Origin of the sequence: Stackebrandtia sp. (assembly GCF_035643755.1) — a bacterium.
In the GTDB taxonomy this organism is placed as follows: domain Bacteria; phylum Actinomycetota; class Actinomycetes; order Mycobacteriales; family Micromonosporaceae; genus Stackebrandtia.
Genome location: NZ_DASQPW010000291.1, coordinates 1 through 26,821, shown reverse-complemented (window position 1 = coordinate 26,821; position 26,821 = coordinate 1). Strand labels below are relative to the sequence as shown.

27 protein-coding genes and 1 tRNA gene are annotated in these 26,821 nt (G+C 70.5%); 12 read left to right on the top strand and 16 right to left on the bottom strand.

Features of this window, described 5'->3' with window-relative positions; translation table 11 throughout:
* Positions 1-329, top strand: a 329-nt coding sequence (locus VE172_RS22805) for an arginine deiminase family protein (protein WP_324804307.1), incomplete at its 5' end; no start/stop codon positions are given.
* Positions 330-345: 16 nt separating this feature from the next.
* Positions 346-930 (top strand): DUF1707 SHOCT-like domain-containing protein, encoded by a 585-nt coding sequence (locus VE172_RS22800; RefSeq protein ID WP_324804306.1) that lies wholly within the window; start codon positions 346-348, stop codon positions 928-930.
* On the opposite strand, the gene VE172_RS22795 is transcribed toward VE172_RS22800, so the two are convergent.
* Complete coding sequence (locus VE172_RS22795) at positions 927-2,510, bottom strand: AMP-binding protein (protein WP_349258500.1); 1,584 nt, start codon at positions 2,508-2,510, stop codon at positions 927-929. The two genes, VE172_RS22800 and VE172_RS22795, sit on opposite strands and share 4 nt — an antisense overlap.
* Positions 2,511-2,641: 131 nt before the next feature.
* Between VE172_RS22795 and VE172_RS22790 the strand changes: the two genes are divergently transcribed.
* Both VE172_RS22790 and VE172_RS22785 read left to right on the top strand, forming a co-directional pair.
* Positions 2,642-3,436, top strand: a complete 795-nt coding sequence (locus VE172_RS22790; protein ID WP_324804304.1) for a PaaX family transcriptional regulator — start codon at positions 2,642-2,644, stop codon at positions 3,434-3,436.
* A gap of 11 nt (positions 3,437-3,447) precedes the next feature.
* Positions 3,448-4,392 (top strand): aminoglycoside phosphotransferase family protein, encoded by a 945-nt coding sequence (locus tag VE172_RS22785; protein ID WP_324804303.1) that lies wholly within the window; start codon positions 3,448-3,450, stop codon positions 4,390-4,392.
* A gap of 3 nt (positions 4,393-4,395) precedes the next feature.
* On the opposite strand, the gene VE172_RS22780 is transcribed toward VE172_RS22785, so the two are convergent.
* The 6 genes from VE172_RS22780 to VE172_RS22755 form a co-directional block, all read right to left on the bottom strand.
* Positions 4,396-5,433: a hypothetical protein gene (locus VE172_RS22780; RefSeq protein WP_324804302.1), complete on the bottom strand. Its 1,038-nt coding sequence runs from the start codon at positions 5,431-5,433 to the stop codon at positions 4,396-4,398.
* A 27-nt stretch (positions 5,434-5,460) separates the two neighbouring features.
* The gene (gene deoD, locus VE172_RS22775) at positions 5,461-6,168 is read right to left on the bottom strand and encodes a purine-nucleoside phosphorylase (RefSeq protein ID WP_324804301.1); all 708 of its coding nucleotides are present in this window, start codon (positions 6,166-6,168) and stop codon (positions 5,461-5,463) included.
* A gap of 62 nt (positions 6,169-6,230) precedes the next feature.
* Positions 6,231-6,821: an anthranilate synthase component II gene (locus VE172_RS22770; RefSeq protein ID WP_324804300.1), complete on the bottom strand. Its 591-nt coding sequence runs from the start codon at positions 6,819-6,821 to the stop codon at positions 6,231-6,233.
* Positions 6,821-7,099 carry a hypothetical protein gene (locus VE172_RS22765; protein ID WP_324804299.1) on the bottom strand — a complete coding sequence of 93 codons (279 nt, stop codon included), beginning with the start codon at positions 7,097-7,099 and terminating at the stop codon, positions 6,821-6,823. Before VE172_RS22765 ends, VE172_RS22770 begins: the two co-directional genes overlap by 1 nt.
* 4 nt (positions 7,100-7,103) lie before the next feature.
* Positions 7,104-8,042 carry a class E sortase gene (locus VE172_RS22760; RefSeq protein ID WP_324804298.1) on the bottom strand — a complete coding sequence of 313 codons (939 nt, stop codon included), beginning with the start codon at positions 8,040-8,042 and terminating at the stop codon, positions 7,104-7,106.
* On the bottom strand, positions 8,039-8,869 hold the full coding sequence (locus tag VE172_RS22755) for a DUF881 domain-containing protein (protein WP_324804297.1): 831 nt from the start codon (positions 8,867-8,869) through the stop codon (positions 8,039-8,041). Before VE172_RS22755 ends, VE172_RS22760 begins: the two co-directional genes overlap by 4 nt.
* Before the next feature lie 184 nt (positions 8,870-9,053).
* Here VE172_RS22755 and VE172_RS22750 point away from each other — a divergent pair, with 184 nt between their 5' ends.
* The 4 genes from VE172_RS22750 to VE172_RS22735 all read left to right on the top strand — a co-directional run bounded on the left by VE172_RS22750 (position 9,054) and on the right by VE172_RS22735 (position 11,702).
* Positions 9,054-9,317 (top strand): cell division protein CrgA, encoded by a 264-nt coding sequence (locus VE172_RS22750; RefSeq protein ID WP_324804296.1) that lies wholly within the window; start codon positions 9,054-9,056, stop codon positions 9,315-9,317.
* Between the two features lie 11 nt (positions 9,318-9,328).
* Complete coding sequence (locus tag VE172_RS22745) at positions 9,329-9,760, top strand: PH domain-containing protein (RefSeq protein WP_324804295.1); 432 nt, start codon at positions 9,329-9,331, stop codon at positions 9,758-9,760.
* Positions 9,761-9,816: 56 nt separating this feature from the next.
* Complete coding sequence (locus tag VE172_RS22740; RefSeq protein ID WP_324804294.1) at positions 9,817-10,650, top strand: beta-keto acid cleavage family enzyme; 834 nt, start codon at positions 9,817-9,819, stop codon at positions 10,648-10,650.
* 68 nt (positions 10,651-10,718) lie between these two features.
* Positions 10,719-11,702: an asparaginase gene (locus VE172_RS22735; RefSeq protein WP_324804293.1), complete on the top strand. Its 984-nt coding sequence runs from the start codon at positions 10,719-10,721 to the stop codon at positions 11,700-11,702.
* Here VE172_RS22735 and VE172_RS22730 read toward each other — a convergent pair.
* From VE172_RS22730 to murQ, 3 genes are all read right to left on the bottom strand, one after another.
* On the bottom strand, positions 11,695-12,618 hold the full coding sequence (locus VE172_RS22730) for a serine protein kinase RIO (RefSeq protein WP_324804292.1): 924 nt from the start codon (positions 12,616-12,618) through the stop codon (positions 11,695-11,697). The genes VE172_RS22735 and VE172_RS22730 overlap by 8 nt on opposite strands.
* 236 nt (positions 12,619-12,854) lie before the next feature.
* The gene (locus tag VE172_RS22725; protein ID WP_324804291.1) at positions 12,855-14,048 is read right to left on the bottom strand and encodes a low temperature requirement protein A; all 1,194 of its coding nucleotides are present in this window, start codon (positions 14,046-14,048) and stop codon (positions 12,855-12,857) included.
* Between the two features lie 9 nt (positions 14,049-14,057).
* Positions 14,058-14,975, bottom strand: a complete 918-nt coding sequence (gene murQ, locus VE172_RS22720; protein ID WP_324804290.1) for an N-acetylmuramic acid 6-phosphate etherase — start codon at positions 14,973-14,975, stop codon at positions 14,058-14,060.
* A gap of 137 nt (positions 14,976-15,112) precedes the next feature.
* On the opposite strand from murQ, the gene VE172_RS22715 reads away from it, so the two are divergent.
* Positions 15,113-15,730 carry a hypothetical protein gene (locus VE172_RS22715; protein WP_324804289.1) on the top strand — a complete coding sequence of 206 codons (618 nt, stop codon included), beginning with the start codon at positions 15,113-15,115 and terminating at the stop codon, positions 15,728-15,730.
* Here VE172_RS22715 and VE172_RS22710 read toward each other — a convergent pair.
* Positions 15,727-18,090, bottom strand: a complete 2,364-nt coding sequence (locus VE172_RS22710; RefSeq protein WP_324804288.1) for a S8 family serine peptidase — start codon at positions 18,088-18,090, stop codon at positions 15,727-15,729. The genes VE172_RS22715 and VE172_RS22710 overlap by 4 nt on opposite strands.
* Before the next feature lie 130 nt (positions 18,091-18,220).
* Between VE172_RS22710 and VE172_RS22705 the strand changes: the two genes are divergently transcribed.
* The gene (locus VE172_RS22705) at positions 18,221-19,936 is read left to right on the top strand and encodes a glycerol-3-phosphate dehydrogenase/oxidase (RefSeq protein ID WP_414715142.1); all 1,716 of its coding nucleotides are present in this window, start codon (positions 18,221-18,223) and stop codon (positions 19,934-19,936) included.
* A 30-nt stretch (positions 19,937-19,966) separates the two neighbouring features.
* Positions 19,967-20,039 (top strand) — tRNA-Arg (locus tag VE172_RS22700).
* 43 nt (positions 20,040-20,082) lie between these two features.
* Here VE172_RS22700 and VE172_RS22695 read toward each other — a convergent pair.
* Entirely contained in the window at positions 20,083-20,850 is a 768-nt protein-coding gene (locus VE172_RS22695) for an alpha/beta fold hydrolase (RefSeq protein WP_324804286.1), read from the bottom strand.
* 461 nt (positions 20,851-21,311) lie between these two features.
* On the opposite strand from VE172_RS22695, the gene VE172_RS22690 reads away from it, so the two are divergent.
* Complete coding sequence (locus tag VE172_RS22690; RefSeq protein ID WP_324804285.1) at positions 21,312-22,133, top strand: RDD family protein; 822 nt, start codon at positions 21,312-21,314, stop codon at positions 22,131-22,133.
* A gap of 61 nt (positions 22,134-22,194) precedes the next feature.
* On the opposite strand, the gene cspE is transcribed toward VE172_RS22690, so the two are convergent.
* From cspE to VE172_RS22670, 4 genes are all read right to left on the bottom strand, one after another.
* Complete coding sequence (gene cspE, locus VE172_RS22685) at positions 22,195-22,398, bottom strand: transcription antiterminator/RNA stability regulator CspE (RefSeq protein ID WP_324804284.1); 204 nt, start codon at positions 22,396-22,398, stop codon at positions 22,195-22,197.
* Between the two features lie 62 nt (positions 22,399-22,460).
* Entirely contained in the window at positions 22,461-24,503 is a 2,043-nt protein-coding gene (locus VE172_RS22680) for a hypothetical protein (protein ID WP_324804283.1), read from the bottom strand.
* Entirely contained in the window at positions 24,500-24,826 is a 327-nt protein-coding gene (locus VE172_RS22675) for a PadR family transcriptional regulator (protein WP_324804282.1), read from the bottom strand. Before VE172_RS22675 ends, VE172_RS22680 begins: the two co-directional genes overlap by 4 nt.
* A 71-nt stretch (positions 24,827-24,897) precedes the next feature.
* A partial coding sequence (locus tag VE172_RS22670) for an AAA family ATPase (protein WP_324804280.1) occupies positions 24,898-26,821 on the bottom strand: 1,924 nt, incomplete at its 5' end.

The window sequence follows — 26,821 nt, the reverse complement described above, 5'->3', positions numbered from 1 at the left end:
ATACCGTGACCGACGGCGACAGCGCGCTGCACGTCAGCGGGCCGGAGCCGTTCCTGGTGGCCGCGGCCAAGGCGATGGGCATCGACACCCTGCGGGTGATCGACACCGGCCTGGACCCGGTCACCGCCGAGCGCGAGCAGTGGGACGACGGCAACAACACCCTGACCATCGCGCCGCGGGTCTGCGTCGCCTACGAGCGCAACACCGAGACCAACCACCGCCTGGCGGCCGCGGGCATCGAGGTCGTGGAGATCGCGGGCTCCGAGCTGGGATCGGGACGGGGCGGGCCAAGATGCATGTCCTGCCCGGTTTCGCGCGAGGCATACTGATGTCACAATTGACGTCATGAGCGAATTGGAGCGAGCCCGCATTCGCGTCTCCAACGGCGACCGGGATCGCGTCATCAACCAGCTGCAGGAGAGCACCGCCGAGGGGCGGCTGACCCTGGACGAGTTCGCCGCGCGGGTCGACGTGGTGTACGCCGCCAAGACCTTCGGCGACCTGGTGCCCGTCACCGAGGACCTGCCCGAGTCCCGCGGCGATGTCACGGACTTCACTCAGGACAGCACCATGACGTTGAACCCCACCGGTTCGTCGGTGAGGCGGCTCGGCCGCTGGCTGGTGCCGCGCACCCTCATCCTGCGACCCCACGGCTGCGGGCTGCGCATCGATTTTCGTGACGCGGTGATCCCGCACCGACAGGTGGACATCGAGCTGGACGTGCACGGCTCGGGCGTGAAGCTGATCATGCCCCCCGACGCCGTTGTCGAGGACAACGTCGACATGACTGGCTCCAGCTTCCGCAACAAGGTGACGGCCGGTTACGGCAGCGACAACGGCGTCCGCTTTGTGGTGCGCGGCAGCATCAGTGGTTCGAGCGTCAGGATCGTCCGCAAGAGGCGGCGGCGCTGGTGGCGGCGTCGGCGTTAACGCAGCTTGAAGCGCTGCACCTTGCCCGTGGACGTGCGGGGAAGGGCGTCGAGGAACTCCACGACGCGGGGGCGCTTGTACACGGCGATGGTGTCGCGGCAGTGCGCGATCAGGGCGTCGGCGTCCACATTCGAGTCGGGGCGGCGGACGACGCAGGCCTTGACGGTCATGGTGCGCTCGGCGTCGGGCACCCCGACCACGGCGCACTCGGCGACGCCGGGGTGGCCGAGCAGGGCCTGCTCGACCTCGGCGCCCGAGATGTTGAAGCCCGCCGAGATGATCATGTCGTCGTTGCGGGAGTGGTACCAGAAGTAGCCGTCGGCGTCGCGGACGTAGGCGTCGCCCGTGATGTTCCAGCCGTTGTGGACGTAGTCGGCCTGGCGCTCGTCGGCCAGGTAGCGGCAACCCGTGGGGCCCTTGACGGCCAGGCGGCCGAGTGAGTCGGCGGGGAGTTCCTCGCCGTCGTCGTCCAATATGGTGGCCTGGAAGCCGGGGACGGCGCGTCCCGTCGAGCCCGGGCGGATGTCGCCGTCGGCGGCGGAGATGAAGATGTGCAGCATCTCGGTGGCGCCGATGCCGTCGATCAGCGAGATGCCCGTGGCCGTCTTCCATTCCTCCCAGGTGGCCTTGGGGAGCGGCTCGCCCGCCGAAACGCAGCGCCGCAGGCCGGACAGGTCGAATTCCTGTGTGGACAGGGCGGATCGCATCGCGCGGTATGCCGTCGGCGCGGTGGCGATCACGGTGGCGCGGCGCTCGGCGACGGTGGGCAGCAGGATGTCGGGGGTTCCCTTCTCCAGCAACAGACTGGAGGCGCCCACCCGTAGCGGGAACACCACCTCCATCCCGAGCCCGAAGGTGAAGCCCAGCGGGGGCGAGCAGCAGAAGAGGTCGTCGGCGCGGGGTTTCAGGACGTGGAGGGAGAAGGTGTCGGCGTTGGCCAGGACGTCGCGGTGGAAGTGCATGGTGGCCTTGGGGCGGCCCGTGGTGCCGCTGGTGAAGGCCAGCAGGGCGACGTCGTCGCTGGAGGTGTCCACGCTGGCGAACGCCTGGGAAGCCTTGCGGTGGCGGTCGTCCAGCTCGGAGAGCGTGAGCAGCCGCGCGATGTCGGCGGCGGCCAGGTCGGCGGCGAAGCGGTCGTCGGTGATCGACAGATCGATGTGTGCGATTTCGCCGATGACGCGCAGCTCGGCCTCCTTGAGCAGCGGCATGGTCGTGACGACCACGCAGCCCGCCTTCAGCACCGCGAACCAACAGGCCACCATGGACGGAGTGTTCGGCCCGCGCAGCAGCACCCGATTGCCTGGAACCAGACCGAAGTCGTCGACCAGCACGTTGGCGACGGCGTTCGCGCGGGCCACAAGCTCGCCGTAGCTCCACTCCTCGGTGTCGGACAGCAGGCAGGCCCGATCGGCGCCGTGGCGCGCGATGGTGGCGTCCAGCAGGGCGTCGGCGCAGTTCAACCGCTGGGGATAGCGCAACTCGGGCAGGTCGAAGCGGAACTCGGGCCACAGCGCGGCGTCAGGGAGATTGTCGCGGGTAAATGTGTCCACGTGCGCCGATGGACCGAGCGAATGCGACATGACCAGCGCCCTCGCCTTCCAAATAGTGGGACGTTCGTCGGGCCTCGACAGTATTCCGAAAATGTGACGCACGTCAAGACTTCGACATCCCCCACGAGTACAGTCTTGATTCACGTTCGGAGGTACCGCTTGTGTCCACAACGCCACGTTCGCTGATCGTCAGCGTCTACGGCCTGTACGCCCGCGCCGCGGGTGGCGTGCTGCCCGTGTCGGGGCTGGTGCGGCTACTGTCCACACTGGATGTTGACGAGCAGGCGGTGCGCGCGGCGGTGTCGCGGCTGAAGCGCCGCGGGATGCTGGCCTCGGCGCGCGTCGACGGCGCGGCGGGTTACGCGCTGACCGACACGGGGCGCGGCGTGCTCGACGCGGGCGACGCCCGCATCTTCCACCCGCGCCAGGCCCGCAGCGCCGAGGGCTGGGTGCTGTGTGTCTTCTCGGTGCCCGAAACGTTGCGCGCCAAGCGACACGTGCTGCGCGGCAGGCTCACCTGGCTGGGCTTCGGCCAGGCCGCCCCCGGGGTGTGGATCGCCCCCGCCCACGTCTTCGACACCGCCCGCGCCGTGCTGCGCGAGGCGGGCCTCGGCGGGTACGTCTCGCTGTTCACCGCCGAGTACTACGGCGACCAGCCCGCCGCCGAGGCGGTGCGCACCTGGTGGGACCTGCCGAAACTCGCCGCCATGTACCAGGAGTTCATCGACGACCACTCCACCACTGACGGCGACCCGATCGCGGCCTGGGTCGCGGCCGTCACCGACTGGCGCCGACTCCCCTTCCTGGACCCCGGCCTCCCCGCCGAGCTGCTGCCCCCCGACTGGCCGGGCCACCGCGCCGCCGAGCTCTTCCACGACCTGGAACACCACCTGTCCACCCCCGCCGCCCGCCGCGCCCGCGAGCTACTCGGCGTTCCCGTCGGCGCCACGACCTGAGGTCCGCGACCATGAGACCCGCCGACGACTTCGAGCTGGTACCCGACCACCTCACCGTGGTGCGCGATCTCGGGCAGCGCGAATCGGTGAAGCCCTGGCTGGCCGAGCTGCCCACCATGATCCGCCACGTCCGCGATGCCTTCGGCCTCAAGCTCTTTCCGCCCATGGACGGCGGCTACTGCAGCTGGGTGGCGCCCGCCGAAACCCCCGACGGCGCCCACGTGGTCGTCAAGATCACCTGGCCGCATCGCGAGATGTACGGCGAGGCCGACGCCCTGCGGGCCTGGCGGGACCACGGCGCGGTCGAGGTCGTCGACGCCGACCCGATGCGCCACGCCCTGATCCTGCGCCGCTGCGAACCCGGGCTGCCGCTCGACGCCAGCCCGCTGCCCGCGCTCCAGCGCCTCGAGATCGCCTGCGCCGCACTGCGTCGCCTCTGGGACATCGACGCCTCGGCGCTCGACGCGACCTTCGAGACCGCGTTCGACATCACCAACTGGTGGGCCGACGAGGCCGACGAACGCGCCGCGCGCATCGCCCACCCCTTCGACGGGGGCCTGATCGCCGAGGGCATCGACCACCTGCGCACCCTGCCGTCAACGGCGTCGCGCGGCGTCCTGCTCCACGGCGACTACAACCCCGGCAACCTACTGTCCGATGCGGACGGAAGGTGGACGGTCATCGACCCCAAGCCGATGATCGGCGACCCCGCCTTCGACCCCTGGCCGCTGGTCAGGCAGATCGACGACCCCTTCGACCACGCCGACACCGCCGCAGTCCTGCGCGACCGCCTGCGCTTCCTCGCCGACCAGCTCGACCTGGACGCCGACCGCATCCGCGCCTGGGGCATCGGTCACGCCGTGTCCTCGGTCCTCTTCGACCTCGACGGCGGCGACCCCGCCGAGGCGGAGGCGTTCATGCGCGAGGCCGACATCCTTGCCCGCCTTCGCCTGTAGCGGTCACTGAGTGACGTCGGAGCTCGGCACCCACCCGCAGCTGACCGTGCCGTCGGAGCGCTTGGCGCGCACCACCGACCACGTGTCGGTGGACACGGCGCTCGGAACGGCCTCCACCTCGCTGAAGTCGCCGGGCTTGCCGACCGTGGGGGCCTTGTCATCGGGGGCGACGCGCACCGTGGCCTTGTCGGCGCGGCCCGTCGGCGGGTGGTCCTTGAACTCGGGGCAGGGGTCCACCGATCCGAAGGTGGGCTTCACCCGCACGGGAAAGCCGTCCTTGATGCCGAACACGATCTTCTCCCAGGGGGACCTGGCGGTGGCGACGTCGGGGGCCGTGGTGCCCTGGACCGAGAAGGCGTGCTTGGTGGCTTTCAGGCCCTTGATCTGGCCGTAGTAGCCCATGTCGACCTGGCGCGTGAGCTGCTGCGCCGCGCCGGAGTCCCACTGCCACACGAAAGCCGTGGTCGTGGTGTGGCCCGCGTTCGGGCGCCACTCGAGGATGAGCGCCGCGTCGAGGTCGTTGTCCTTGTCGACGTCGGCGTAGACGGGGCCCTCGGTGGTGAAGAAGCCGACGTCGCCACCCGGCACGGTGGGATCACGGTAGATGCCGTTCTTCAGCTGGTACTGCTGGCCGTAGATCGAGATCTTGGCATTGCTGAAGTCGAACTTCCTGATCGAGTCGTCGACGGGGCCCGGCGTGGCGACCGTGGCGCCGCCGGGTCCGCCGCCGCCTCCCAGCAGACCCAGCTTGATGCCGACGACGGCGCCGCCGACCACCAGCGCGCCGACCCCCAGGCCGATGCCGAGCTTGAGCATCAGGCCCGTCTTGGCGCCCGTGGCCAGGGTGGTGCCCATGGCACCACCGCCCGCGGCGCCCGCACCCGACTCGCTGATGATCATGCCGCCGGCCACGGCCGAGCTGCCCGCGGCCGCGGCCGAGATGGCCGTGTTGCCCGCGACGATCGCCTCGTTGGTGAGGTTTTCGGGCTGCGGCTGCTGCGGCACCTGGTTCGGGTCGTACTGGGGGTACGGGTAGTTCATAGACCAAAGACTATGTGGTCGGCGCGGTTACCGGATGACCGTCTCCAACGCGATCTCGATCATGTCCGCGAAGGAACGCTCCCGCTCCTCGCTGGACGTCACCTCGCCCGAGATCAGGTGATCGCTGACGGTCACCAGCGCCAGCGCCCGGGCGTTGAACTTCGCCGCGAGCGTGTACAGCGCGGCGGCCTCCATCTCGATGGCCAGCACGCCGTAGTCGGCGAGCTTCTTCTGCAGCGCGTCGTCCTCGGAGTAGAAGGTGTCGCTGGACAGCACCTGTCCCACGTGGACCTTCTTGTCCTGCTCGGCGCCGACGTCCACCGCGTGGCGCAGCAGGTCGAAGTTGGCCACGGGCGCGTAGTCCACCAGACCGGCGAAGCGCACCCGGTTCATGGACGATTCGCTGCTGGCGCCGATCGCGGCCACGACGTCGCGCAGCGCCAGCCGCTTCGTGATGGCGCCGGCGCTGCCGACCCGCACCAGCGTCTTGACGCCGAATTCGTCGAGCAGTTCGTGGGCGTAGATGGACGCCGAGGGCATGCCCATGCCGGAGCCCTGGATCGACACCGGGTGGCCCTTGTAGGTGCCGGTGAACCCGTACATGTTGCGCACGGAGGTGTAGCGCACCGGGTCGGTCAGGTAGGTTTCGGCGATCCACTTGGCGCGCAAGGGATCTCCGGGCATCAGGACGGTCTCGGCGATATCGCCCCGCTGGGCGGAGATGTGTGCGGTCACGCGGGAGATCATCGCACGCGGTCGCGGCGGTGTCGCGGCCTCGCGCCGATTGGCGCGACAGGTCACAGGCCGACGGTGGCCGAAACCCCGCTCAACCAGTTGCCCAGCAGGGCATGCCCGCTTCGCGACAGGACCGATTCGGGGTGGAACTGGACGCCCTCGACCGCCAGCTCGGCGTGCCGCAGCCCCATCACCACACCGTCGTCGGCGCGGGCGGTGACGGTCAGCGGCGCGCGGCAGGTGGCGTCGTCGACGGCCAGCGAGTGGTAGCGGGCCGCGGTGAACGGGTCGGGCAGGCCCGCGAAGACGCCGAGGCCGTCGTGGTGGACGGCGCTGGTCTCGCCGTGGCGCGGCTCGGGCGCGCGCGTCACCGTCGCTCCATAGTGCTCGGCGATCACCTGGTGCCCCAGGCACACACCGAGGATCGGCACCGCCCCGGCGAATCGATCCAGCAGCGCGTGGCACGCCGCCGCGCGGTCCGGCGTGCCCGGCCCCGGGGACAGCAGGATCGCGTCGAAGTCGGTCTCGACCGCGCCGACCTCCAGTCCGTCGGCGCGGCGGACGTCGACGCGCGAACCCAGGGCCCGCAGGTAATCCACGATCGTGTACACAAAGGAGTCGCGGCAGTCCGCGACCAGCACCCGCGGCGCCATCAGTCCCCGGATTTCGACTTCGATCCGTTGGGCGTGGGCGAGTGCTCCCGCTTGTAGTCGCTCGGGTCGTCGCTCACCCGGTCACCCGTGCCGTCGTGCTGGGTGTCCTGGCCGCCGTTCTGGTCGTCGATCGTCGAATGGTTGAACGGCAGCAGCGGCTCCACCTTGGGGAATGCCACGAACCACAGCAGCGCCACCGTGCCGCCCGCCAACAGCAGCGACCCGATGATCTTGCCCGGTACTCCAAAGGGGAGCTTTCGCCAGATCCACCCGTACACGTCGCTACGCCTTCGTCTCGGGCGGCAACTTGTCGCCGCGCTTTTGCGAATGGTCCAGCTTCGCCCACACGATGTACCGCTTGTAGTTGTCCCACCAGGGGTAACACGTCGTCATGGTCATCCAGCGGTCGTGGTCGGTCGGCTTGACCCCCGGCTCGTTCGGCACCGGGTCCACCACGTCCAGGTCCGTGGGCTTCACGATGTCGTGCTTGTAGATCTTGTAGATGTAGAACTTCGACTGGGTCTCCACCACGATCGCGTCGCCGGGCTTCAGCACGTCGATGTGGCGGAAGATCGCCGGGACGTTGTGGCCCGCCACCGAGAAGTTGCCCTTCTTGCCGGGCATCACGGTCTGCGTGTAGTGGCCGGGCGCGGTCTTGATGTCCTCCGGCGTGGTGCCCTCCACGACCACCCACGGGTTGGGGCGGATCTGCGGGATGTACAGCCGGGCCACGGCGTCGCCGGGCACCGGGTCCAGCGCCGGGTCCTTGCCGTTGGCGAGCGCGTGGTCGAACTCGTCGGACTTCTCCTGCTGCGCGTTGTTGATCTCGGCGGTCTTGCCCCAGATCTCGTAGGCCACGAACAGCATGAGGATCATGCCCACCGTCAGGAAGATCTCGCCGACCACCCGCACCTTCCGGCCCTTGGACGACACCGAGCCGTCGCGGTGGCGGCGCACCGGGCGGCGGCTGCGGGTCTTCGGCACGTTGGCCGGCGCCGGGCGGCGCTCCCGGTCGCTGGGGACCCGGGGCAGGATCGTGGTCTCGTCGGGGCCCGGGATCAGGCCGAGCGGGTCGGCCGAGGTGGTGTCGCCGGTGTCCTCTTCGTGGGGGTTGGGCGGCGGCTGGCGCCGGGGGTCGCGGCGGCGCCTCGGATCGGGGATCGAGGCCCTGCCGCGTGCGGGGCGCTCGTCGTCCTCGTCGCCGTCGCTGTAATGTCTCATTTGGATGGTGCCTTCGCGTATACCAGGTCAAGGGGGCCGTTGTATGCGGGCATGCGGATGTCGCCGTGCTTCTCCACCGAGTAGCCCAGCCCGAAGTCCTTGGCGGCGAGGCGAAACGCCCGCACGCCGTCGGCGAATTCCAGCGCGTTCGACATGCCTCCAGTATCTCCGATCGCGGAGATGACGAATGGCGGCGAATACACCCGCCCGTGCAGCAGCAGGGTGTTGCCCACGCACCGCACCGCGCTGGTGCCGATCACGCGGACGTTCATGATCGTCATCGCCTCGGCGCCTCCCGCCCACAGCGCGTTCACCACGGCCTGGACGTCCTGCTGGTGCACCACGACATCGTCCACTGTGGCGCCTTTGGGGAGCTCGCCGGAATCGGCGCGCGGCGCGTCGTTGAGGCTCACCGTCACGCCGGGGCCGTGGACGGCGGTGAGTCCCACCGCCGCGGCGTAGGCGTCGTAGCGCTTCCGCTGTGCGGCGATGCCGGCGTCGGAGGATCCGTCCGCCGAGGCCAGGGAGTCCACCTTGTCGCGCAGGCCGGCGGCGCGCTCCTCCAGCGCCCCGACCTCGGCGTCGCGCCGCGGGATCAGGTCGCGCAGCTGGGCGTCGCGGTCGTCGCGCAGGTTGGTGCCGCGCGCGGTGTGCGCGGTGGCGGCGAACAGGGCGCCGGCGGCCAGCAGGATGGCGGCGGTGGCCGCGCCCCAGCGGCGATGCAGCCGCCGCACCCCGGCGGCGTGTCTCACCCGGGCGAGCGCGCGGCGGAACACGGCAGACCAGGGCTGACGGGAGCCACCATCGCGTGCGGTGGAATCGCGCACCAATGCTCTCCTTTGCCAAACGGTCCGGGTACCACTACGATCGGCCCGCGCATTAACAGATAGTCTGCGTCATGCGTCACCCCACTCGGAGTACAGACTAACCGCCGGAACGTACCAGTCCGAACGGCCGATCTTGTCCGGATAGGCTGTCTAACTGACACGTCCCTCAACAGGAGTTCACGCAATGCCGAAGTCGCGCGTTCGGAAGAAGAAGGTGTATACGGCTCCCGCCGAACTGCGCCCGAAGACCCAGGAGTCGTCCCACAATCCCAGTCCGACCTGGGTGCCGGTCGTCGCCGTCGCCCTGATCGTCATCGGCATCGGCTGGCTGGTCACCTTCTATCTGACCGAGGGAGCCTTCCCGATCGCCGCCTGGAGCTACTGGAACCTGGCCGCCGGGTTCGGTTGCCTGGTGCTCAGTCTGCTCGTCCTGTCCCGCTGGCGGTGACCATTCCGCCCGTGACTGACCAGACGCGACAGTGGCGAGTGCCACGGCACGTCGTGGTGATCAAGGTCGCCGCGACCGCCGCCTTCGCCTTGGCCGCGCTGTGGTTCAGCGCCGACGTGGCGCGCTTCGCGATCGCGGTGCTGGCCACGCTGGTGTCGGCCGCCTACGCGGTGCGCGACCTGATCTGGCCGATCCGCCTCACCGCCGACGCCCAGGGTGTCGGCGTCTCGCGGGGGTTCATGGGGCTGCGGCACATCGCGTGGGGCGAGATCGCCCGCATCCGGGTGGACGAACGCCGCCGCTTCGGCGCGACCACCGCCCTGTTGGAAATCGACATCGACTACACGCTGTTCCTGTTCAGCAAGCACGAGATCGGCGAGGACCCGCGCGCCGCCGCCGAGACCCTCGGCGCGATGCGGGATGACGCGCGCGGCATTTCCTGAGAAGGTTGTTCCGCGGGCGAATCGGCCGTCCGCGGGGCAGCCTTTAAGCTGCGGTCATGACATCGACCTTGATCACGGTGGCGCCGACCGGCGCCGAATCGCTCAAGTCCCAGGTGCCCGCGTTGCCGGTGAGCCTGGACGAACTGGTGACCGCGGCGGTCGAGTGCGAGGCGGCCGGGGCCGCCGTCATTCACGTCCACATCCGCGACGACGACCACGCGCCCACCCTGGATCTGGGGCGGCTGAAGGACACCGTTGCCGCGCTGCGGGAACGCACCTCGCTGATCGTCCAGCTGTCGTCGGGCGGCGCCGTCACCGATCCGGAGTCGGATCGGCTGCGCGTGTTGGAGGCCGAGCCGGACATGGCCTCGTGCACCATGGGCACCGTCAACTTCGGCGACGGCGTGTTCATGAACCGCTGGGAGTTCATTGTGGATCTTCATCGGCGGATGCGGGACGCGGCGATCGTCCCCGAGTACGAGATCTTCGACATCGGGCACCTGGCCAGCCTGGAGCGCCTCCTGTCGCAGCACGGCCTGCCCTTCGGCGGGCACGTGCACGTCGACTTCGTGCTCGGCGTGCCCGGCGGGGCGGCCGGTGACGCCGAGACCGTCACCGCCTTCGCCGACGCGGTGCGCCGCCACCTGCCGTCCGGAACCACGTTCTCGGCCACCGGCATCGGGCGCACCACCCTGCCGGTGATGCTGACCTCGCTGGCGGCCGGCGGCCACCTGCGGGTCGGCATGGAGGACACCGTCTCCTACGCCCGCCGCGTGCCCGTGGAATCCAACGCGCAGTTGGTGAAGCGCGCCGCCGAGGCGTCCGCGCTGGCGCAGCGGCCGGTGATGACGGTCGCCGAGGCCCGTGTGCTGCTGGGGATTCGCGGCTGAGGCGGATGTGCGCCACATCGCCCCGGAGTTAAGGAGCCGACCGTCGAGCAGGGCGTTACGTTGGCGGGGTGATCGAGAGGTATCGCGGCGGACAGCCGCTGGCCGAGGTGGTGCGCTCCGACTTCGTCGAGGGCCTCCACCGCGGCAGTGTCGTGGTGCTGGGCCCCGACGGCTCGGTGCTGGCCCGCGCGGGCGACGTCGACGGGGCGGTGTTTCCGCGCTCGTCCAACAAGCCGATGCAGACGGTGGGGGCGCTGCGCAGCGGCCTGACGCTGGACGACCCCCGCGACGTGGCGCTGGTATCGGCCAGTCATCGCGGCGAGACCTTCCACATCGCGCGGGTGCGCGCGATCCTGGACCGCGCGGGGCTCGGCCCCGAGGACCTGGGCTGCCCGCCCGACCTTCCCGTCGATCCCGAGTCTCGTGACGTGGTGGTCGCGGCGGGGAGAGGCCCCAGCCGCCTGGCCATGAACTGTTCGGGCAAGCACGCGGGCATGCTGGCCACCTGCGTGGCCAACGGATGGTCCACTCACGACTATCTCGATCCGGCGCATCCCCTGCAGCGGGCCAACTTCGCAGCCGTCGAGGACCTCACGGGCGACACGATCGTCGCCACGGGCATCGACGGCTGCGGCGCGCCGCTGTTCGCCTTCGGCCTGACGGGGCTGGCGCGGGCCTTCCGGCGCCTGGTCCACGCCGAGGCGGGCACCCACGAGCGCGCGGTCGCCGACGCGATGCGCGCCCACCCCGAACTCGTCTCGGGCACCCGCGGTTTCGACACCCGCCTGATGCGCGCCGTGCCGGGACTGTTGTGCAAGGGCGGCGCCGAGGGCGTTGTGGCCCTCGCGATCCCCGACGTCGGCGCCGTCGCGGTCAAGGTGGACGACGGCGCGGCGCGAGCCGCCCGACCCGTCGCCGTGGCCGCCCTGCGCTGTCTCCTCGACCTGTCGGGCATCGACACCGACAAGCCCGTCCTCGACGAACTGGCGACCTCCCCGCTGCTCGGCGGCGGCGGGGAGGTCGGCTCGGTGCGTCCCGTCTGGCCTATTTGATCCCGGCGTCCAGACACAGGTCGTTCACCAACTGATCGACGTACGCCTCGGGCAGCCCGCGGGCGCCGAACCACTTGCCGACGTTGCGGACGTCCCGCTCCAGGAAGTGGCGTCCCCTCGGGTTTCCCACCACGTCGACGATCTGCGGCACGTCGATGATGACCAACCTGCCATGGTGGACGATGATGTTGTACGCCGACAGGTCGCCGTGGGCGTTGCCGTCGCGGGCGATCAGCGACAGGTTGCGGGACAACTGTTCCCACAGATCCTGCAGCTCGTCGCGGTCGGGACGCAGCTGCGCCAGCCGCGGCGCGGCGGTGCCGTCGTCGTCCCCGATGAACTCCATGAGGATCTCGGTACCGAGGATCTGCACGGGATACGGCACCGCAGCGCCCACCTCGTACATGCGACGCAGCGCCGCGAACTCGGCGCCCGCCCACTGGCCCGCGATGGCCTGCAAGCCGAAGGCCGAGCGCTTGTTCATGGCGCGGCTCACCCGGGATTCGCGGTGACCGCGCCCCTCCAGGTATCCGGAGTCGCGGTGGAACATCCGGTGCTTGCTGTCGCGGTATCGCTTGGCCGCCAACAGACAGCGCCGGTCGGTGCCGGGAACGCCGCGCTCCAGCAGGAACACGTCGGCCTCCTTGCCCGTCTTGAGCATGCCGAGCTCGGTGTCCACGGCGGCCAGCTCGGTGACCAGCCACTGCGGGTACGGCTCGGGGCCGCGTTCCAGCGGCTCCGATTGATCCCATGTGGACCAACGGTCGCCCTCGGGCGGCGCGTCGGGGTCGCCCAGTTCGGGCTCGTCGGCGAAGAAGGAACGGTAGTAGTCGTTGTCCTCGAGATTGAAGTCAACGTATTCGGACTCATCGATACGATCGCGCTTCTTGCCCGATCGAGTCTCTTGCTTTGGCACTGCGGAAGTCTCCTGTGGAAGAACCCGCCAGTGCGAAGCGAAGTCAGCTAGGTGAGCACCGGCGGAAACGAAACGGTGGATCGCGATGGCGCGCTCATGAAGACACGCACGGAGAAAGCGGCAACCATCGGACTGCGCCTCCTCTCGATCCACCGGACGCCTCGCGCGCACGGTGTGGCTGAATGCTGAGGCGGAGTCTTACACACCCCTCCACCCGCGCGCAAGCCCTTTTTGACCTAGGCCACAGCCTCGGTCGGCGCCGGGACCCGGCGCAGCGACGGCCAGATCACCGTCCACAGCGCCGAGATCAGGGCGCCGACCAGCAGCGCCCAGGCGGGAAGCCGCCCGCCGAAAAGCCCCAGCGCCAAGGGAAGCAGCGTCGACACCAGCGGACCGACCAGCAGCTGGTTGAGCCGGGTGTGCAGCACCGCCCCGCCGACCAGCGCGGTGCCGAAGAACAGCGCGATGCCGCCGCACAGCAGCCAGCGCCCCCCGGCGCCCGGGGCGGCGTCGGGCTCGGTCAGCAGCACACCCGTCCCGGCCGCCGCGACCGTGACCACCGCGGTCATCACGAAGTGGCTGGGCAGCGCCAGCCAGGTGGGGAGGTGGCGTTCGGACACGTGCGGCACCGCCAGCACGCCGTAGCGAAACGTCAACAGCCACAGGCACACCGCGATGCCGAAGCCCGCGCCCGCCGCGACCCACAGGTAGGCGTGCCAGTGCTCCTCGGCCGTGACGTCCACGACCTGGACGATCGCCTCGCCCAGCACGATGATCATGAACAGGCCGATCCGCTCGCCCAGGTGCTTGGCGTCGATCGCGGCCTCGTAGGGGTGCTGGGGCACCTCAACGCCGCCGCGGCGGCGGCGCTCGGCGCGCTTGGCGTATGCCAGCGATATCTGCGTCATCATGCCCTGGGGCCTGCGGCCGCGCCAGATCGAGAAGCCGATGTCCAGCGCCATTCCCGCGGCCCACAGCAGGTATGTCCACGGGGCGGGGGTCCAGATCGACCACACCCACGGCGCCACCCCGAAGCCGACCTGCGCGGCGGGCCAGGCCGTCACCACCGCGCCCTTGCGGTTCCAGATCTGGCCGGTGACCATCCGGGCCAGCACGTACGTGACGATGAAGGCGTCGGTGCGCTGGTCGGTGACGTGCGGGATCGCCGCGGCCATGACGCCCATGGCCGCCATGCCCAGGATCATGAACCGCACGTGCGCCTTGTCGCCCCATACGTTGCCGTAGAAGGTGAACGAGGTCCACGTGCTCCACACGGCGAAGTAGACGATGACGAATATTCCGATGTGGAACCAGTCGGCGTGTTCCCGCAGCAGCAGGGCGAGCTGGGCGATGGCGGCCACCGCCACCAGGTCGAAGAACAGCTCCAGCCAGCTGGCCTGGCGGGACGGTGTCGCGGACTCGGTTGTCACCGGAGAAGGCTACGACGCCCCCATGACCCCGGCCAGCCGGCCGTCGGCCGTGTCGAGCAGGTCGCGGGCGCGCGCGGCGTCCACCTCGCGCACGATCATCACCACCGCGGTCTTGATCTGGTTGTCGCAGGACGACAGCGCCGCCGCGGCGGTGTCGATGTCGGCGCCGGTGATCTCGCCGACCATTCGGGCGGCCCGGGCGGCGAGCTTGGCGTTGGAGACCCGCATGTCCACCATGTAGTTGCGATAGGTGTGTCCCAGCCGGACCATGGTGATCGTCGAGATCATGTTGAGCACCAGCTTCTGGGCGGTGCCGGACTTCAGACGTGTCGATCCGGCGATGAACTCGTTGCCGACCACCACCTCGATCGGGAACTCCACCACCCCCGACAGCGCGGCGCCCGCGTTGCACGACAGCCCGGCGGTGGCGGCGCCCCGGCGCCGCGCCTCGTCCAGCGCCGCCAGCACGAACGGGGTGCGCCCGCTGGCGGTCACTCCCAGCACGGCGTCGTCGGGCCCGATGCCCTCGGCGGCCATCGCCGCGCGCCCGGCGTCGACGTCGTCCTCGGCGCCCTCCACCGCCCCGGTCATGGCGCCGGAGCCCCCGGCCATCACGGCGGCCACCAACTCGGGCGGCGTGGAGAAGGTCGGCGGGCACTCCGAGGCGTCCACCACGGCGAGCCGTCCGGCGGTCCCGGCGCCCACGTAGCGCAGCCGCCCGCCCCGTCCCAGGCGCTCGACGATCGCGTCGACCGCGGCGGCGATGGACGGCAGCTGGGTCGCGATCGCTTGCGGCACCTGGGCATCCTCGCCGTTCATCAGGCGGGCCAGCTCCAGGGCCGGGCGGCCGTCGATGTCGGAGAACCGCGGATCCACCCCCTCGGTGGACAGTCCCTGCAGGCTCGACGCGACTTCGCGATCCGTCATTCTCACGCTCCCGGGGTTGTGTTCGCGGGGTGAACGCTAGCACGTGGATTCGCGGCTCCAGCGGGCAAAACTGTCATACCAGCGGGCTATATTCGAACAAATGATTGAATCCCTCAACCCGCGGGAGGGCACGCGAAATGACCGCAATCGAGATTCCACTGGCCGGTTTCGTCGACTATTTGCGCACCAAGGGGGCGGCGCGCGTCGACGTGGCCTCGCGCCACGTCGTCCAGTCCGTCGAGCCGTACAGTCCGGCGCGTGACTTCTACCGCCGGATACTTTCGGCCATTCTCGCCGGGCGGCGCAGTGGCGACGACCGCAGGGTGCTGGAGCACGCGCTCGCCGAGGCGCCGCCTGCCCGGCGCACCCACTACCAGGCCGTCGTCGACGGCTGGCTGCGCTTCCTGCCCCAGCTGGACGGCACCGAGCACGTCCGGATCCACACCGGACGCTGGAGGTTCCACGGCCTGACGGTCAAGGTGACGCCGCACCTGGCCGCGCGCTACCCGGACGGCCACGTCGAGGCGCTGCTGCTGTACATGAAGGCCGAACCGCTGCCCGTCGCCGACGCCGCGGCCATGCTGTGGCTGGCCGACGCCGCGATGCCCGAGGCGTGCCCCGGCGCCTCTCCCGTCATCGTGGACGTGCGGCGCGGGCGCGGCTTCCGCGTCGTGCCGAGCAATCCCTCCTACCCCGCCTGGCTCACCGCCGAGGCGGGCGGCTACCGCCAGCTGCGGGACCACCTCGTGGGCTAGGCCGCCTTCACCGCCGCTTCCACGTTCACCACTCCCGCACCGGCCGCGCTGGCACCACACTGCCGAAGCGGCGCGTCGTGGGCCTTGGTGACCGTGGAAGCGGTGTCGTCCAACAGCTTTCGGGTCTTGGCGATGTCGCCCTTCAGCGACGGGTGCGCCGACCACAGCACCGCCACCGCGCCCGCCACCTGCGGGGTCGCCATGGACGTGCCCGTTAGCCGCCCGAAGCCGCCGCCCGGCAGCGTCGACATCACCTCCTCGCCCGGCGCCGAAACGTCGGGTTTGGACATTCGGTGACCGTCGACGGTCACCGGGCCCCGGCTGGAGAACGACGACACGACGTTGTCGGCATCGACCGAGCCCACGCTGTAGACGTCGGGATCTCCCGCGGGCGGCGAGGACGCCGACCCGCACCTCGGCCCCGAGTTGCCCGCCGCCACCGCGAAGAACACCCCGGCGGTGTCGAAGGCCCGCAGCGCGCTGCCGAACACGGCCGCGTCGCAGCCCTCGATCCGCGGGCAGCCCCAGGAGTTGGTGACGATGTCGGGCGCCCGCGAGGGGTTGCCGCCGCTCCACGGGTCGTCCCCCGGCTGGTACGGCGCCAGCATGAACTGCATGCACGCCAGGTAATCCGAGGGGTTGCCGAAGTTGCGCGGCAGGTTCGCGCAGGCCATCCAGTTCGCGTCGGGCGCCACGCCCACGCCGTCGTCGCCCACGGCGAGACCCGCCACGTGGGTGCCGTGCCCCTCGGGGTCGGTGGGCACCTTGGTGTGGTTGATCGGGTCGGCCCAGGAATCCAGGCCACCGCGGTAGTGCGCGGCCAGCGACGGATGCGTACCGTCCACACCGGAGTCGGCGATGCCGATGGTGACTCCCTTGCCGCGGCCCGACTTCCACGCCTGCGGGGCGTGGATCTGGCGGAGGTTCGGCGTCGGCGAGTGGCTGGAGCGCGTGCCGCCGCTCAGCGGCTCCTCGGGCGAGGGCACCGGCCGCGACCGTGGGTTGAGCAGCACCTCGGCGACGTCCTTGCGATCCTCCAGCCAGGAGCGGGAGTACGGGGAGGTGTCCACCTCGATCGCGTTGACCACATAGAACGGTCGGTACGACAGGCCGCGCGACTTCAGCTCGGCGCGCAGCGACCTCTGGGAGGACGCCGCGGTGTCGAGCAGCCGCTTGTGCACCTCGTCCAGCCGCTGGTCCCGCGTGCCGGTGACGCCGCTCAGGTTGGCCTGCTCGGACATCACGACCAGCACCTTCTCGCCGTGGAAGCCCGGCTGTGCGTAGGCGTTGACGCCGACGACGCCCGCCAGGATCACCACGGCGACGCCCGCGCCGACCGCGGGCAGGCCCGTCAGGCGCCGCGAGGCGGCACTGTAGACGATCCCGACGATCCAGGCGACGATCACCGCCAGCAGCGTCCCGTACATCACCCACTTGCCGAACTCGGGACCCACCGCCAGCGGCACGAACTCGTCGGCGTCGGCGAAGGCCAACGGCCCGAACAGCGCCGGGGCCAGGGCCGCCGCGGTGATGCGTCCACTGCGGACCCCGCGCTGCAGCCCCGCGATCGCGAAGGCCAACGCCGCCGCGACGAGCATCGCCGCCAGCTGCAGGCCACCCGTGCTGACGGCGCTGCCCAGCACCAGCAGGGCGACGCCCGCGGCGAAGCCCCCACCGAAGATCCGCCGCACCGACGACACCTCGGCGAACGGTGCCCAGAAGTGTTCACCCAGCACAAGGGACGCCACCAGCGCCAGCCCGACGGCCGCCAAAGCGGCGAACACCGTCTCGGCGAAACCCCCGAACGCGCCCGCCCAGGCCCACGGCAGCAACGTCAACCCGCCGCCGCACAGCGCCCACCACAACGCACCCGGCGCCACGGGACGCGTGAACAACACGTCCTCGCCGTCGGCGGGATCGCGCGACTCCCCCTGCGCGGCGGTTCCGCGCCGCAACAGCCACCTCGCCGCCCACACCACGGCCGCCACCAGCCAGAACGCGCCCGCCTGCACCAGCAAACCCAAGGCGCCGTTGGCGACGGGAACCAGGCGGGTGAGGCCGAAGACGCCGAGCAGGACGCCCGCCGACAGCCACGCCACGCCGACGGCGTACAGCCGTCTGAACTTCCGCATGAACATCATCGGCAGGCTCGCCACCGCGATGATCAGCCCCGCGATCCCCGACACGCCGGGCCACAGCCAGTCGCTGGGGGCGTGGTCGAAGACGATGTCGATCTGCTCCTTGACCCACCCCCCGAGGGGCAGGACCAGGGCCACCACGACGATGGCGATCCCCGCGGCCACCGTGTAGACCATGGCCAGGACCTTGCCGCGGCTCGGAAGCGGGTCGTAGGTCTCCACAATGGGAGATTCAGCGTCGGAATCGTCCGTTGTGCCCGCTTCATCCGACCTGTGCGTGTGCTCATCCACGACCCCAGCCTACGAAAGACCGATTGCGGCTACCGTTAGCCACATGCGCGCCGAACAAAACGTGTCCCGCTTCGCCGCCTCGGCCCTGTCGCCGCAGCGCCGCGAGCACGACCTGGCGCGGATGCGCCGCGAACACTTCGACGTCCTGATCATCGGGGGCGGCGTCACCGGCACGGGTGCCGCGCTGGACGCCGCCAGCCGCGGTCTACGCGTGGCCCTGGTGGAGGCCAGGGACTACGCCGCGGGCACCTCCAGCCGCTCCAGCAAGCTGATACACGGTGGACTGCGCTATTTGGAGCAGTTCGAGTTCGGCCTGGTCCACGAGGCGCTCACCGAGCGCGACCTGCTGTCGGGGCGCATCGCGCCCCACCTGGTGCACCCGCTGGCGTTCCTGGCGCCGCTGTACACCCGCTTCTGGCAGCGCGCCTACTACGGCGCGGGCCTTGCCCTCTACGACTCGCTGTCGGTGGCGCTGGGCCACGGCGGCCGCCTGCCGATCCACAAGCATCTGTCCAAACGCGGTACCCGCCGCCGCTTCCCCGGTCTCGCCGCCGACAAGCTCGCGGGCTCGATCCGCTACTACGACGCCCAGACCGACGACGCCCGCTACGTGGTCACCATGGCCCGCACCGCCGCCAGCTACGGCGTCGCCCTGGCCACCTCGACCCGCGTCGTCGACCTCAACCGCGACGCCCGCCAGGTCACCGGCGCCAAGGTCCGCGACCTGGAGTCGGGCGAGGAGTTCGACATCTCCGCCACCACGGTGATCGCCGCGACGGGCGTGTGGAGCAACGACCTGTCCGACATGCTGCACAGCCAGGTCGGCCTCAAGGTCCGCGCCAGCAAGGGAATCCACCTGGTGGTGCGCCGCAGCGCCATCGCGGGCGAGACCGCCCTCATCCTGCGCACGGCGTCCAGCGTCCTGTTCGTTCTCCCATGGGGCGGCCACTGGATCATCGGCACCACCGACACCGACTGGACCCTCGACCGCGCCCACCCCGCGGCCTCCGCCATCGACGTGGCCTACCTCCTCGAGCTGGCCAACAAGGTCCTCGACCGTCCGCTATCCATATCGGACGTCGAGGGCGTCTACGCGGGCCTGCGCCCCCTGCTGTCGGGAGAGGACGAGGACACCTCCTCCCTCTCCCGCGAACACGCCGTCGTCGAGCCCATGCTCGGCCTGCTCATCGTCGCGGGCGGCAAGTTCACCACCTACCGCATCATGGCCCGCGACGCCGTCGACCGCGCCGCCCGCCGCCTCCACGGCGTCCCCGACTCCCGCACCGCCGACATCCCCCTCCTCGGCGCCGACGGCTACCTCGCCGCCTGGCGCTCCCGCTCCCAGATAGCGGCCCGCGCCAACCTCCACACCGGAGTCGTCGAGCACCTCCTCAACCGCTACGGCACCCTCACGCACCAGATCCTCGCCCTGATAGCCGACGACCCCGACCTGGCCGCCCCCCTCGCGGGCGCCCCCGAATACCTGGCCGCCGAGGTCGTCTACGCCGTCCGCAACGAGGGCGCCCTCCACGCCGACGACGTCCTCACCCGCCGCACCCGCATCTCGATCGAGACCTCCCACCGCGGCGACGACACCATCGAACACGTCGCGTCCCTGATGGGCGCCGAACTCGGCTGGGACGCGGCCACCCGCGACAGCGAGATCACCCACTACCGCACCCGCGTCGCCGCCGAACGCGACTCCCAACGCCAACCCGACGACGCCACGGCCGACGCCGCCCGCCTCGGCGCCGAGGACGTCCGCCAACCAACCTGACCCCACCGCCCGCTACACTCGCGATGGTTTGCCCCAGTAGCTCAGGGGATAGAGCACCGCTCTCCTAAAGCGGGTGCCGCAGGTTCGAATCCTGCCTGGGGCGCAACGCATCGCTTGTTTAGAGGCACCTGGACCTCGCGGGGGGCCTAATCGCGCGCTCCTCGGACGATCAGGCCGGCCATGTCCCGGGGTTCGGAGAACATCAGCTCGTGGCTGCCCGGTACCCGCAGAATGCGTGCGCCGGGGAGCCGAGAGGGGTACCGGGGCCACCAGTTGTATTCGCCGATCGGGATGACGAAGTCGGACATCAGGTGCGCGTAGGTGAGGCGCACGGCCTGTTCGGCGACGATCCGGTAGAACGCCTTTTGATCCAGTTTTGTGTGGACGATGGTTTTGGGTTCCCGGTTCAGGCGCGCATAGCAGGCATTGGCCACGTCTTGGCTGGCGTCTTGAATCATGGACTCGCGCCAGACGGGGAAGGGGATCATGAAGCCGCCGTCGGCGTCGCACAGTGCATCGATCAGTGCCTGCATTTCCGGTGGCGACTCGTCGTAGACGCTGTTGCCGTCTTCCAGGATGTAGGCGTCGATGAACACCATGCGGTGCAGCCGATCAAGCAGGCGGGGCGCCGCTTGGGTGAGGATGATCCCGGCGCCGGAGTGCCCCACCAGGACGATGTCGGTGAGGTTGTTGCCGACGATGTATTGGACGACCCCGTCGACCATTTGGCGCACGGTGGTCGACATGTCGGCGCCGGGCCCGTGGCCGGGAATCGTGGGGGTGTGGACCGTGTGGCCCCAGGCTTCCAGATGCTTGCGCGTCTCCGTCCACGCGGATCCGTCGTGCCAGGCGCCGTGCAACAGCACCATGGTCATGGGCGCGGAAGCGGGTGCGAGTTGTTCGGGCGTAATCATTGCGTCCCCCTTGCAGCCTTCAGAATTAGCGGCATCGCTTCGGTGCCAGTCGGAGTCGGGATGGACAAGCGCTCACCACGCTGCCGCTTCTCTTTGGAATACCGCCATGCGCTCAGCGATGGTGTCTTCGGGACGACAACCAGGCGGATTGGTTGGGGTGCATGTCGATCGCGGTGACTGGGACCCATGGGTGCGTAGAGCCTAGGGCGCAACGGAACGGATGGTCGCGTCGTCGAGCGAGGAGGCGTGGCGTCGGTGCCACTGTTCAAGTTCTGCGGCGACTCGGCGCCCGAGCTGACCTTTGAGGACGAGACGGTCGGGCTGCACTGTCACGCCGCCCTCGGCAGCGGGGACGCGTTCTTTCCGCTCGACGGCGGCTTCGCCCTGTCCCGGTCCGAGGCGGCCGTCCGGACTCGTCCGGGTTGGCGCCCCGTCGGGCCTTCCGGCGCCACTGTCGATGGATGTACGACCCATCGCAGTATCAGCCGTACGCGCCGAACTCGGGCTGGCCGACACCGCCGCCAGGGTTCGTTCCGCCGCCTCCCGCCTGGCCGTCGCCCGAGCCGCGGCGGGTGCCCGGGTCGCCGTGGCGGAGGGGGTTGGCGTGGGGGGTGGACTTCGGGCTCATCGTTGTGGTGGCCGTCGGGCTGGGCGCCGTCACGTACAAGCGCATCCTCAGCCCCTTCGGGGGCGTCAAGGCCGAGGTGGCCGACGGGTTCGTCAAGCTGTTCACGTCGGGGTTCGACTTCGAGACGGTGGCCGCCGACACCGGCGGGGCCGTGTGGCGGGAGGTGTCGGGGTTGGTGATCCAGGGGTTCGTCGCACTGGTCGTCGTCGAGTTCCTGTATCAGTTCATCGCGCTGGCCTGGACGGGCCGCACCGTGGGTAAGGCGCTGTGCGACCTGCGAGTCGCCGACCAGGGGGCCGATGTCGGGGTGCTCGGGAAGGGCCGGGCCGCCGCGCGAGCAGCCGTCACGGCGATCACCAACACGGGCCTGTATTCGCTGGCGTGCTGCGTCCTGCTGTCCGGGCAGGTCGTGCTGTCGGTGTTGTGCTGGATGGCGGCCGTCGCGGCGTTCTGGGCCAACGCCCTGCCGGTGCTGGGACGCCGTCGCCTGAGCCTCGCCGATCTGGCGGCCGGGACGGCGGTGTCGGGCGGCGGGATGTATCGGGCCGTCGCCAGGGGAGTCGCTCAGGGCGGCCAGGCCGCGGCCGACCGGGGGCGTCAGGCGTGGAAGCGCCTGCGGCGGACCGACGATCCGCCGCCGCCACCTTCCTGGTGAGGGTCGACAAAAAATGGGCCCCGCCCGAGCCGTTCGGCTCGGGCGGGGCCCATTCCATCAGTTAGAGCGGGTGCACGTTTTCAGCCTGCGGACCCTTTTGCCCTTGAGTGATCTCGAACTCCACCCGCTGGTTCTCCTCGAGCGACTTGTAGCCGCCGCTCTGGATGGCCGAGAAGTGTACGAACACATCAGTGTCGCCTTCGTCGGGCGAGATGAAGCCGAAGCCTTTTTCGGCGTTGAACCACTTGACGGTGCCTTGTGTCATTTTCTATCTCCTCCACTGTGGCGCTTCGCATCCACGGCGGATACTCAGGCATTCCCCAGACGCTACCAATCCGCGATCGCACGCTTTGGGGGCGTCGACCTTGGAGTGTGGTCAAGCACGCTACCAGCGTGGTGACCAGGCGTGGCAAGGCGGGGTTGCAGCTTTTGAATCGCGAGCGTCGCGGCGAGCGCAGCCAGGGGCAGCACTCCCGCCATCGACACGGGCGAGGCTACGGCCAGTTCCAGGTCAGCCTGACCCCGGGGTGCCGCCAGGAACGGGTTGAGGATGTCGCCGAGCATCCCCTCGGCGTAGGCGACGAGGACGGCTGCGGGGATGATCGCCAGCGTGAGCCCCACCCAGACGGACGTCCTGCGTATCGACGGGGTGGATTCCCAGGCGACGATCGCGTAGGTGTACATGGCCAGGGGGAGGCCGAGCAGGCCGCCGATCCCGGCGGGTACGACCGGCAGCCCCGTCACGGTGAGGAAGCCCGTTCCGGCCAGCAGCGCGAGAGGGAGCCCGAGCAGTGTGACAAACGCCACTGGCGACAGCGGGGTGACGCGGGCGGCATTGGCCGCGCAGACGGCGAGGGCGGTCAGCGCCAGCATCAGCGCGATGGTGGTGATCTGCATCGCGATGGGCGCGGGGACGTCGCCGTGCTCGAAGCCCCTGGTGAGGGGGTCGGCCTGCCATTGGACGCCCGGCGCGCAGCAGGCCGCCAGGATCGCCAGCCCGATCAGGCCGCGGCGCTGGGTCGTGGCGTCCGCCGCGCGCTTGTCGAGGTTGGTGGCGAGCCACCAGGCGCCGACGACGAGGGCGCCCGCGATGCCCGCCAGGAGCGCGAACGCGCCCGCCCCGGTCAGGTGCCAGCGGTCGGCGGCGATGTCGACGGCCAGCAGCGCGATTCCCAGGAGGAGGCCGGGCGCCAGGGCGCGGGCCCGGGGCAGCAGGGCCCAGGCCAGGGACGCGGCGATCAGGAGGATCGCGGCGAACCGGAGGTCGCGCACCCAGGCGGGCGGGACGGCGTGGTCGATCCGGTCGGCGACCGGGGTGAGGAGCGCGGCGATGGCGGCCCAGGAGACCGCGGCGAGGCCGCAGAGGGTCAGCGCGGCGGTCTGCGGAACCCGCGGGGTGGCGGGGTCAGGGGCGGTCTCGGGGGACGCGGCGGCGACTACGGCGCGGGTGGTGCGCGGCAGGTAGGCCAGGAGGAAGACGGTGGCGGGGAGCACGCTGGGAATGATGGTCGACAGCCCGCCTGTCAGGGTGTCCCCCGGGTCGCCGTCGAAGATGCCGATCTGGGCCGACCAGGCCCCGAATTCGCCGCCGACGCCGCGCGGGAACCACAGCGGGGAGCCCGCGAGGTCGATGTGGGAGAGTTCGGCGCCGCCGTGGAGGAGGTAGCCGACGCCGAGCGGGACGGCCAGCAGCTCGCACAGCAGGAGTCCGCCGCCGATTCCCCAGCACCACGCCGCCGCGGCGCGTCCCTTGGCCGCCAGGCGCATGACGTGGGCCAGCAACGGCAGGAACGGCACCATCCACACCGGGTACATCAGCCATTCGATGGCGCTGCCGTCGCCGAAGCGGGCGGTCAGGATGGCCACGACGCCGCCGACGCACGCCATCGCGACCGCCGCGGTGGCGAGCCGCCCGAAGCGGCGCTCGGGGCGGACCGACAGGGGTTGGCGGGTGCCGAGCCGGTAGCCGATCAGGCCCAGCAGGGCGGTGGCCAGCACGGTGGCGACGCCGGCGACGTACACGGCCCCGGGGCCGTGTTGCCCGGTTCGGTACATCATGCCTGGCGCCGCCTGGGCGAGGCCACATAGGACGCCGATGGCGACGAGCATGGCGCATCGTCGGCCCAGAACGGTGAGTTGGTGCATAAGGAGGGTCCTTCCGGTTCGTTCTCGATACGGTGACGACGCGGCCAGGGTGACGGCGAAGTACAGCCGCTCCCAGTGCCGCCGCCACGCGGCTATGGACGTGTCGCGGCGGATCGCGTGCAGTTCCGCGGTCCACTCCTCCGCCTGTTCGTCGCGGATGTCTTGGGGCCAGCGGGACACCGCGACCCGCACGCAGCGGGTCACGACCGCGTCCACGGCCCTCACGCGGGGGACTCCCCCGCGATTCCGGGCACGATGGATAGTCGCTGGTACATCGCCCGCAGCTCGGAGCGCGCGGTGGCGGCGCCGTGGGGGGTGAGGCGGTAGTAGCGGCGCGCGGGACGGCCGGCCTCGTGCGGGTCGATGTCCTCCCAGGTGGCCTCCACCCATTCCGCGCGCCGCAGGCGCATCAGGATCGGGTAGAGGGTCCCGGCCGACAGACCGGTGCGGCGCACGAGATCCAGTCCGTAGTGTTCGGCGTCCGGCTCGGCGAGCAGGGCCGCCAGTACGGCGGCGACGGTGGGTGTGACGCGCACGTTGTTCGGCATGATTGGAAGTCTATATAGCCCTAGACGATTTGTCTATATAGGGGGTGTGGTGGGGCCGAACCCGGTGCGGCTCAGGAGGTCGACGCGGCCCGGGTGATCGCCGCCTCGACCGCGCCCACCCGGTCGGCCAGCAGACCCAGCGCCCCGACGGCGCGGGTGGCCGGGTCGTCGGCGTCGCCGCCCAGGGCGAGCCGGCGGGTGTAGGCGGACTTGATCTCCGCCCAGCGCCGCGCCTGCTCGTCGGTGAGCCGGCCGCGCAGTTCGGCCAGCTTCAACAGGTTGGCCTCGGCGCCCGTGGTGAGGGTCTGGGCCTCGCCGAGGTAGTGGTCGTCGATCACCGCGTCGAGCTCGGCCTCGTTCATGGCCGGGACGACGCGTTCGGCCAGTTTGGACATGTTGCGGTACGAGCCCTGCAGCCCGAACGGCGGTTCGGTGCGGGAGGCGTCGGCCTGGGCCGCCGAGGCGATGTACGCCCGGTTGCAGGTCAGCACGACCTCCTGGACGCGGGAAAGCTTGCGCAGCACCGAAAGGATCTGGTCCAGCTCCGCCGCGGAGTACGCGTGGGACAGCTTGTCGACGGTGGCGTCGGAGTCGCCGCGCGCCAGCCTCACCAGCACCTCCAGGTCGCCGCGGTCGCGGGCGGCCAGCGGCGCCAGCACCGGGTTGGAGGTCAGCGCGTTCTCCAGGTAGCTGAGGGCGAAGACCTCCTCGCGTCCCGACAGGACGTCGCCCAGGTTCCACACGTCGGCGCGGTTGGCGAGCATGTCAGGGATGCGGAAGCGCTGGCCCGACTCGGTGTACGGGTTGCCCGCCATGACGACGGCGAAACGCTTGCCCCGCAGATCATAGGTGCGGGTCTGTCCATTCCAGACGCCCTCCATGCGCCGCTGCGCGTCGCACAGGGAGATGAACTTCTGCAACAGCTCGGGGTTGGTGTGCTGGATGTCGTCCAGGTACAGCATGACGTTGTTGCCCGCCTCGAGCGCGAAGTTGATCTTGGAAACCTCGGCGCGGGCGGTGGCGTTGGGGGCCTCGGCGGGATCGATGGACGTGACCTCGTGGCCGAGCGCGGGGCCGTTGACCTTGACGAAGACCATGCCCAGCCGCGAGGCGACGTACTCCATCAGGGTGGTCTTGCCGTAGCCGGGCGGCGAGATCAGCAGCAGCATCCCCATGTTGTCGGTGCGCTTGGCGTCGCCGGCGGCGCCGACCTGCTTGGCGAGGTTGCCGCCGATCAGCGGCAGGTACACCTCGTCCAGGAGTCGATTGCGGACGAAGGTGCTCATCACCCTCGGCTGGTATTCGGAGATGCGCAGGCGTTGCTTTTCCTTGGCGACCAAGGCGTTTCGGGACGACTGGTATTCGCGGTAGGCGGGCACGCGGTCGCGGCGGAACGCGGCCAGGCGGGCCAGGGTCTCGTCGAGGCGAAGCGTGAGGGCGCGGTCGGCGACGCGCGGGTGGGTGCCCAGCAGGCCGCCGACGGTGGCGGCGATCTCGGCCGGGGAGTCGTGGCGGGGCAGGGCGTCGCCGGTCAGCTCGATGGCGCACGCCTCGGCGAGGTCGAGCGGGTGAACGTCCGCCTTGGACCGGGCGAATCCGGTCAGCCACGCGGTGACCAGGCGGTGGCGGGCCGCCAGGTCGCCGTCCAGCAGGCGCAGGTCGGATTCGTAGGCGGCCAGGCCCTCGCGCCCCATCCCCGTGCGGAAGCCCGCCACCAGGTTGCGGGCCCGGGCGCTGGTGACGAATCCGTCGGTGTCGGCGGCCAGCTCCTCGAAGAGGTAGCGGCCCGCCAGCGCGGTGTCGACGCCGAGGCCGAGCCCGGACGCGGCGCCGAAGTCCCCGATCGCCTGGGCCAGTTCGTCGCACAGCGCGTCGATGGCGGGCGGCGGCGCGAAAGCGGCGCGCACCCGGCCCAGCGACCTCGCCTGGGTGGACCACCGAGACCGCCGCCGCTCGTCGGCGCCGAACGCCCACAGCAGGGCCGCGGCGGCGCGG

What these genes read in the sequence shown, in the direction of transcription:
- murQ (WP_324804290.1), bottom strand. Translation starts at nt 14,975, where the DNA reads ATGACGGATCGCGAAGTCGCGTCGAGCCTGCAGGGACTGTCCACCGAG.
- VE172_RS22770 (WP_324804300.1), bottom strand. Translation starts at nt 6,821, where the DNA reads ATGGCGCCGCGGGTGCTGGTCGCGGACTGCCGCGACTCCTTTGTGTAC.
- VE172_RS22785 (WP_324804303.1), top strand. Translation starts at nt 3,448, where the DNA reads ATGAGACCCGCCGACGACTTCGAGCTGGTACCCGACCACCTCACCGTG.
- VE172_RS22795 (WP_349258500.1), bottom strand. Translation starts at nt 2,510, where the DNA reads ATGTCGCATTCGCTCGGTCCATCGGCGCACGTGGACACATTTACCCGC.
- VE172_RS22715 (WP_324804289.1), top strand. Translation starts at nt 15,113, where the DNA reads ATGACCGCAATCGAGATTCCACTGGCCGGTTTCGTCGACTATTTGCGC.
- VE172_RS22800 (WP_324804306.1), top strand. Translation starts at nt 346, where the DNA reads ATGAGCGAATTGGAGCGAGCCCGCATTCGCGTCTCCAACGGCGACCGG.
- VE172_RS22740 (WP_324804294.1), top strand. Translation starts at nt 9,817, where the DNA reads ATGACATCGACCTTGATCACGGTGGCGCCGACCGGCGCCGAATCGCTC.
- VE172_RS22780 (WP_324804302.1), bottom strand. Translation starts at nt 5,433, where the DNA reads ATGAACTACCCGTACCCCCAGTACGACCCGAACCAGGTGCCGCAGCAG.
- VE172_RS22760 (WP_324804298.1), bottom strand. Translation starts at nt 8,042, where the DNA reads ATGAGACATTACAGCGACGGCGACGAGGACGACGAGCGCCCCGCACGC.
- VE172_RS22690 (WP_324804285.1), top strand. Translation starts at nt 21,312, where the DNA reads ATGTACGACCCATCGCAGTATCAGCCGTACGCGCCGAACTCGGGCTGG.
- VE172_RS22750 (WP_324804296.1), top strand. Translation starts at nt 9,054, where the DNA reads ATGCCGAAGTCGCGCGTTCGGAAGAAGAAGGTGTATACGGCTCCCGCC.
- VE172_RS22675 (WP_324804282.1), bottom strand. Translation starts at nt 24,826, where the DNA reads ATGCCGAACAACGTGCGCGTCACACCCACCGTCGCCGCCGTACTGGCG.
- VE172_RS22695 (WP_324804286.1), bottom strand. Translation starts at nt 20,850, where the DNA reads ATGATTACGCCCGAACAACTCGCACCCGCTTCCGCGCCCATGACCATG.
- cspE (WP_324804284.1), bottom strand. Translation starts at nt 22,398, where the DNA reads ATGACACAAGGCACCGTCAAGTGGTTCAACGCCGAAAAAGGCTTCGGC.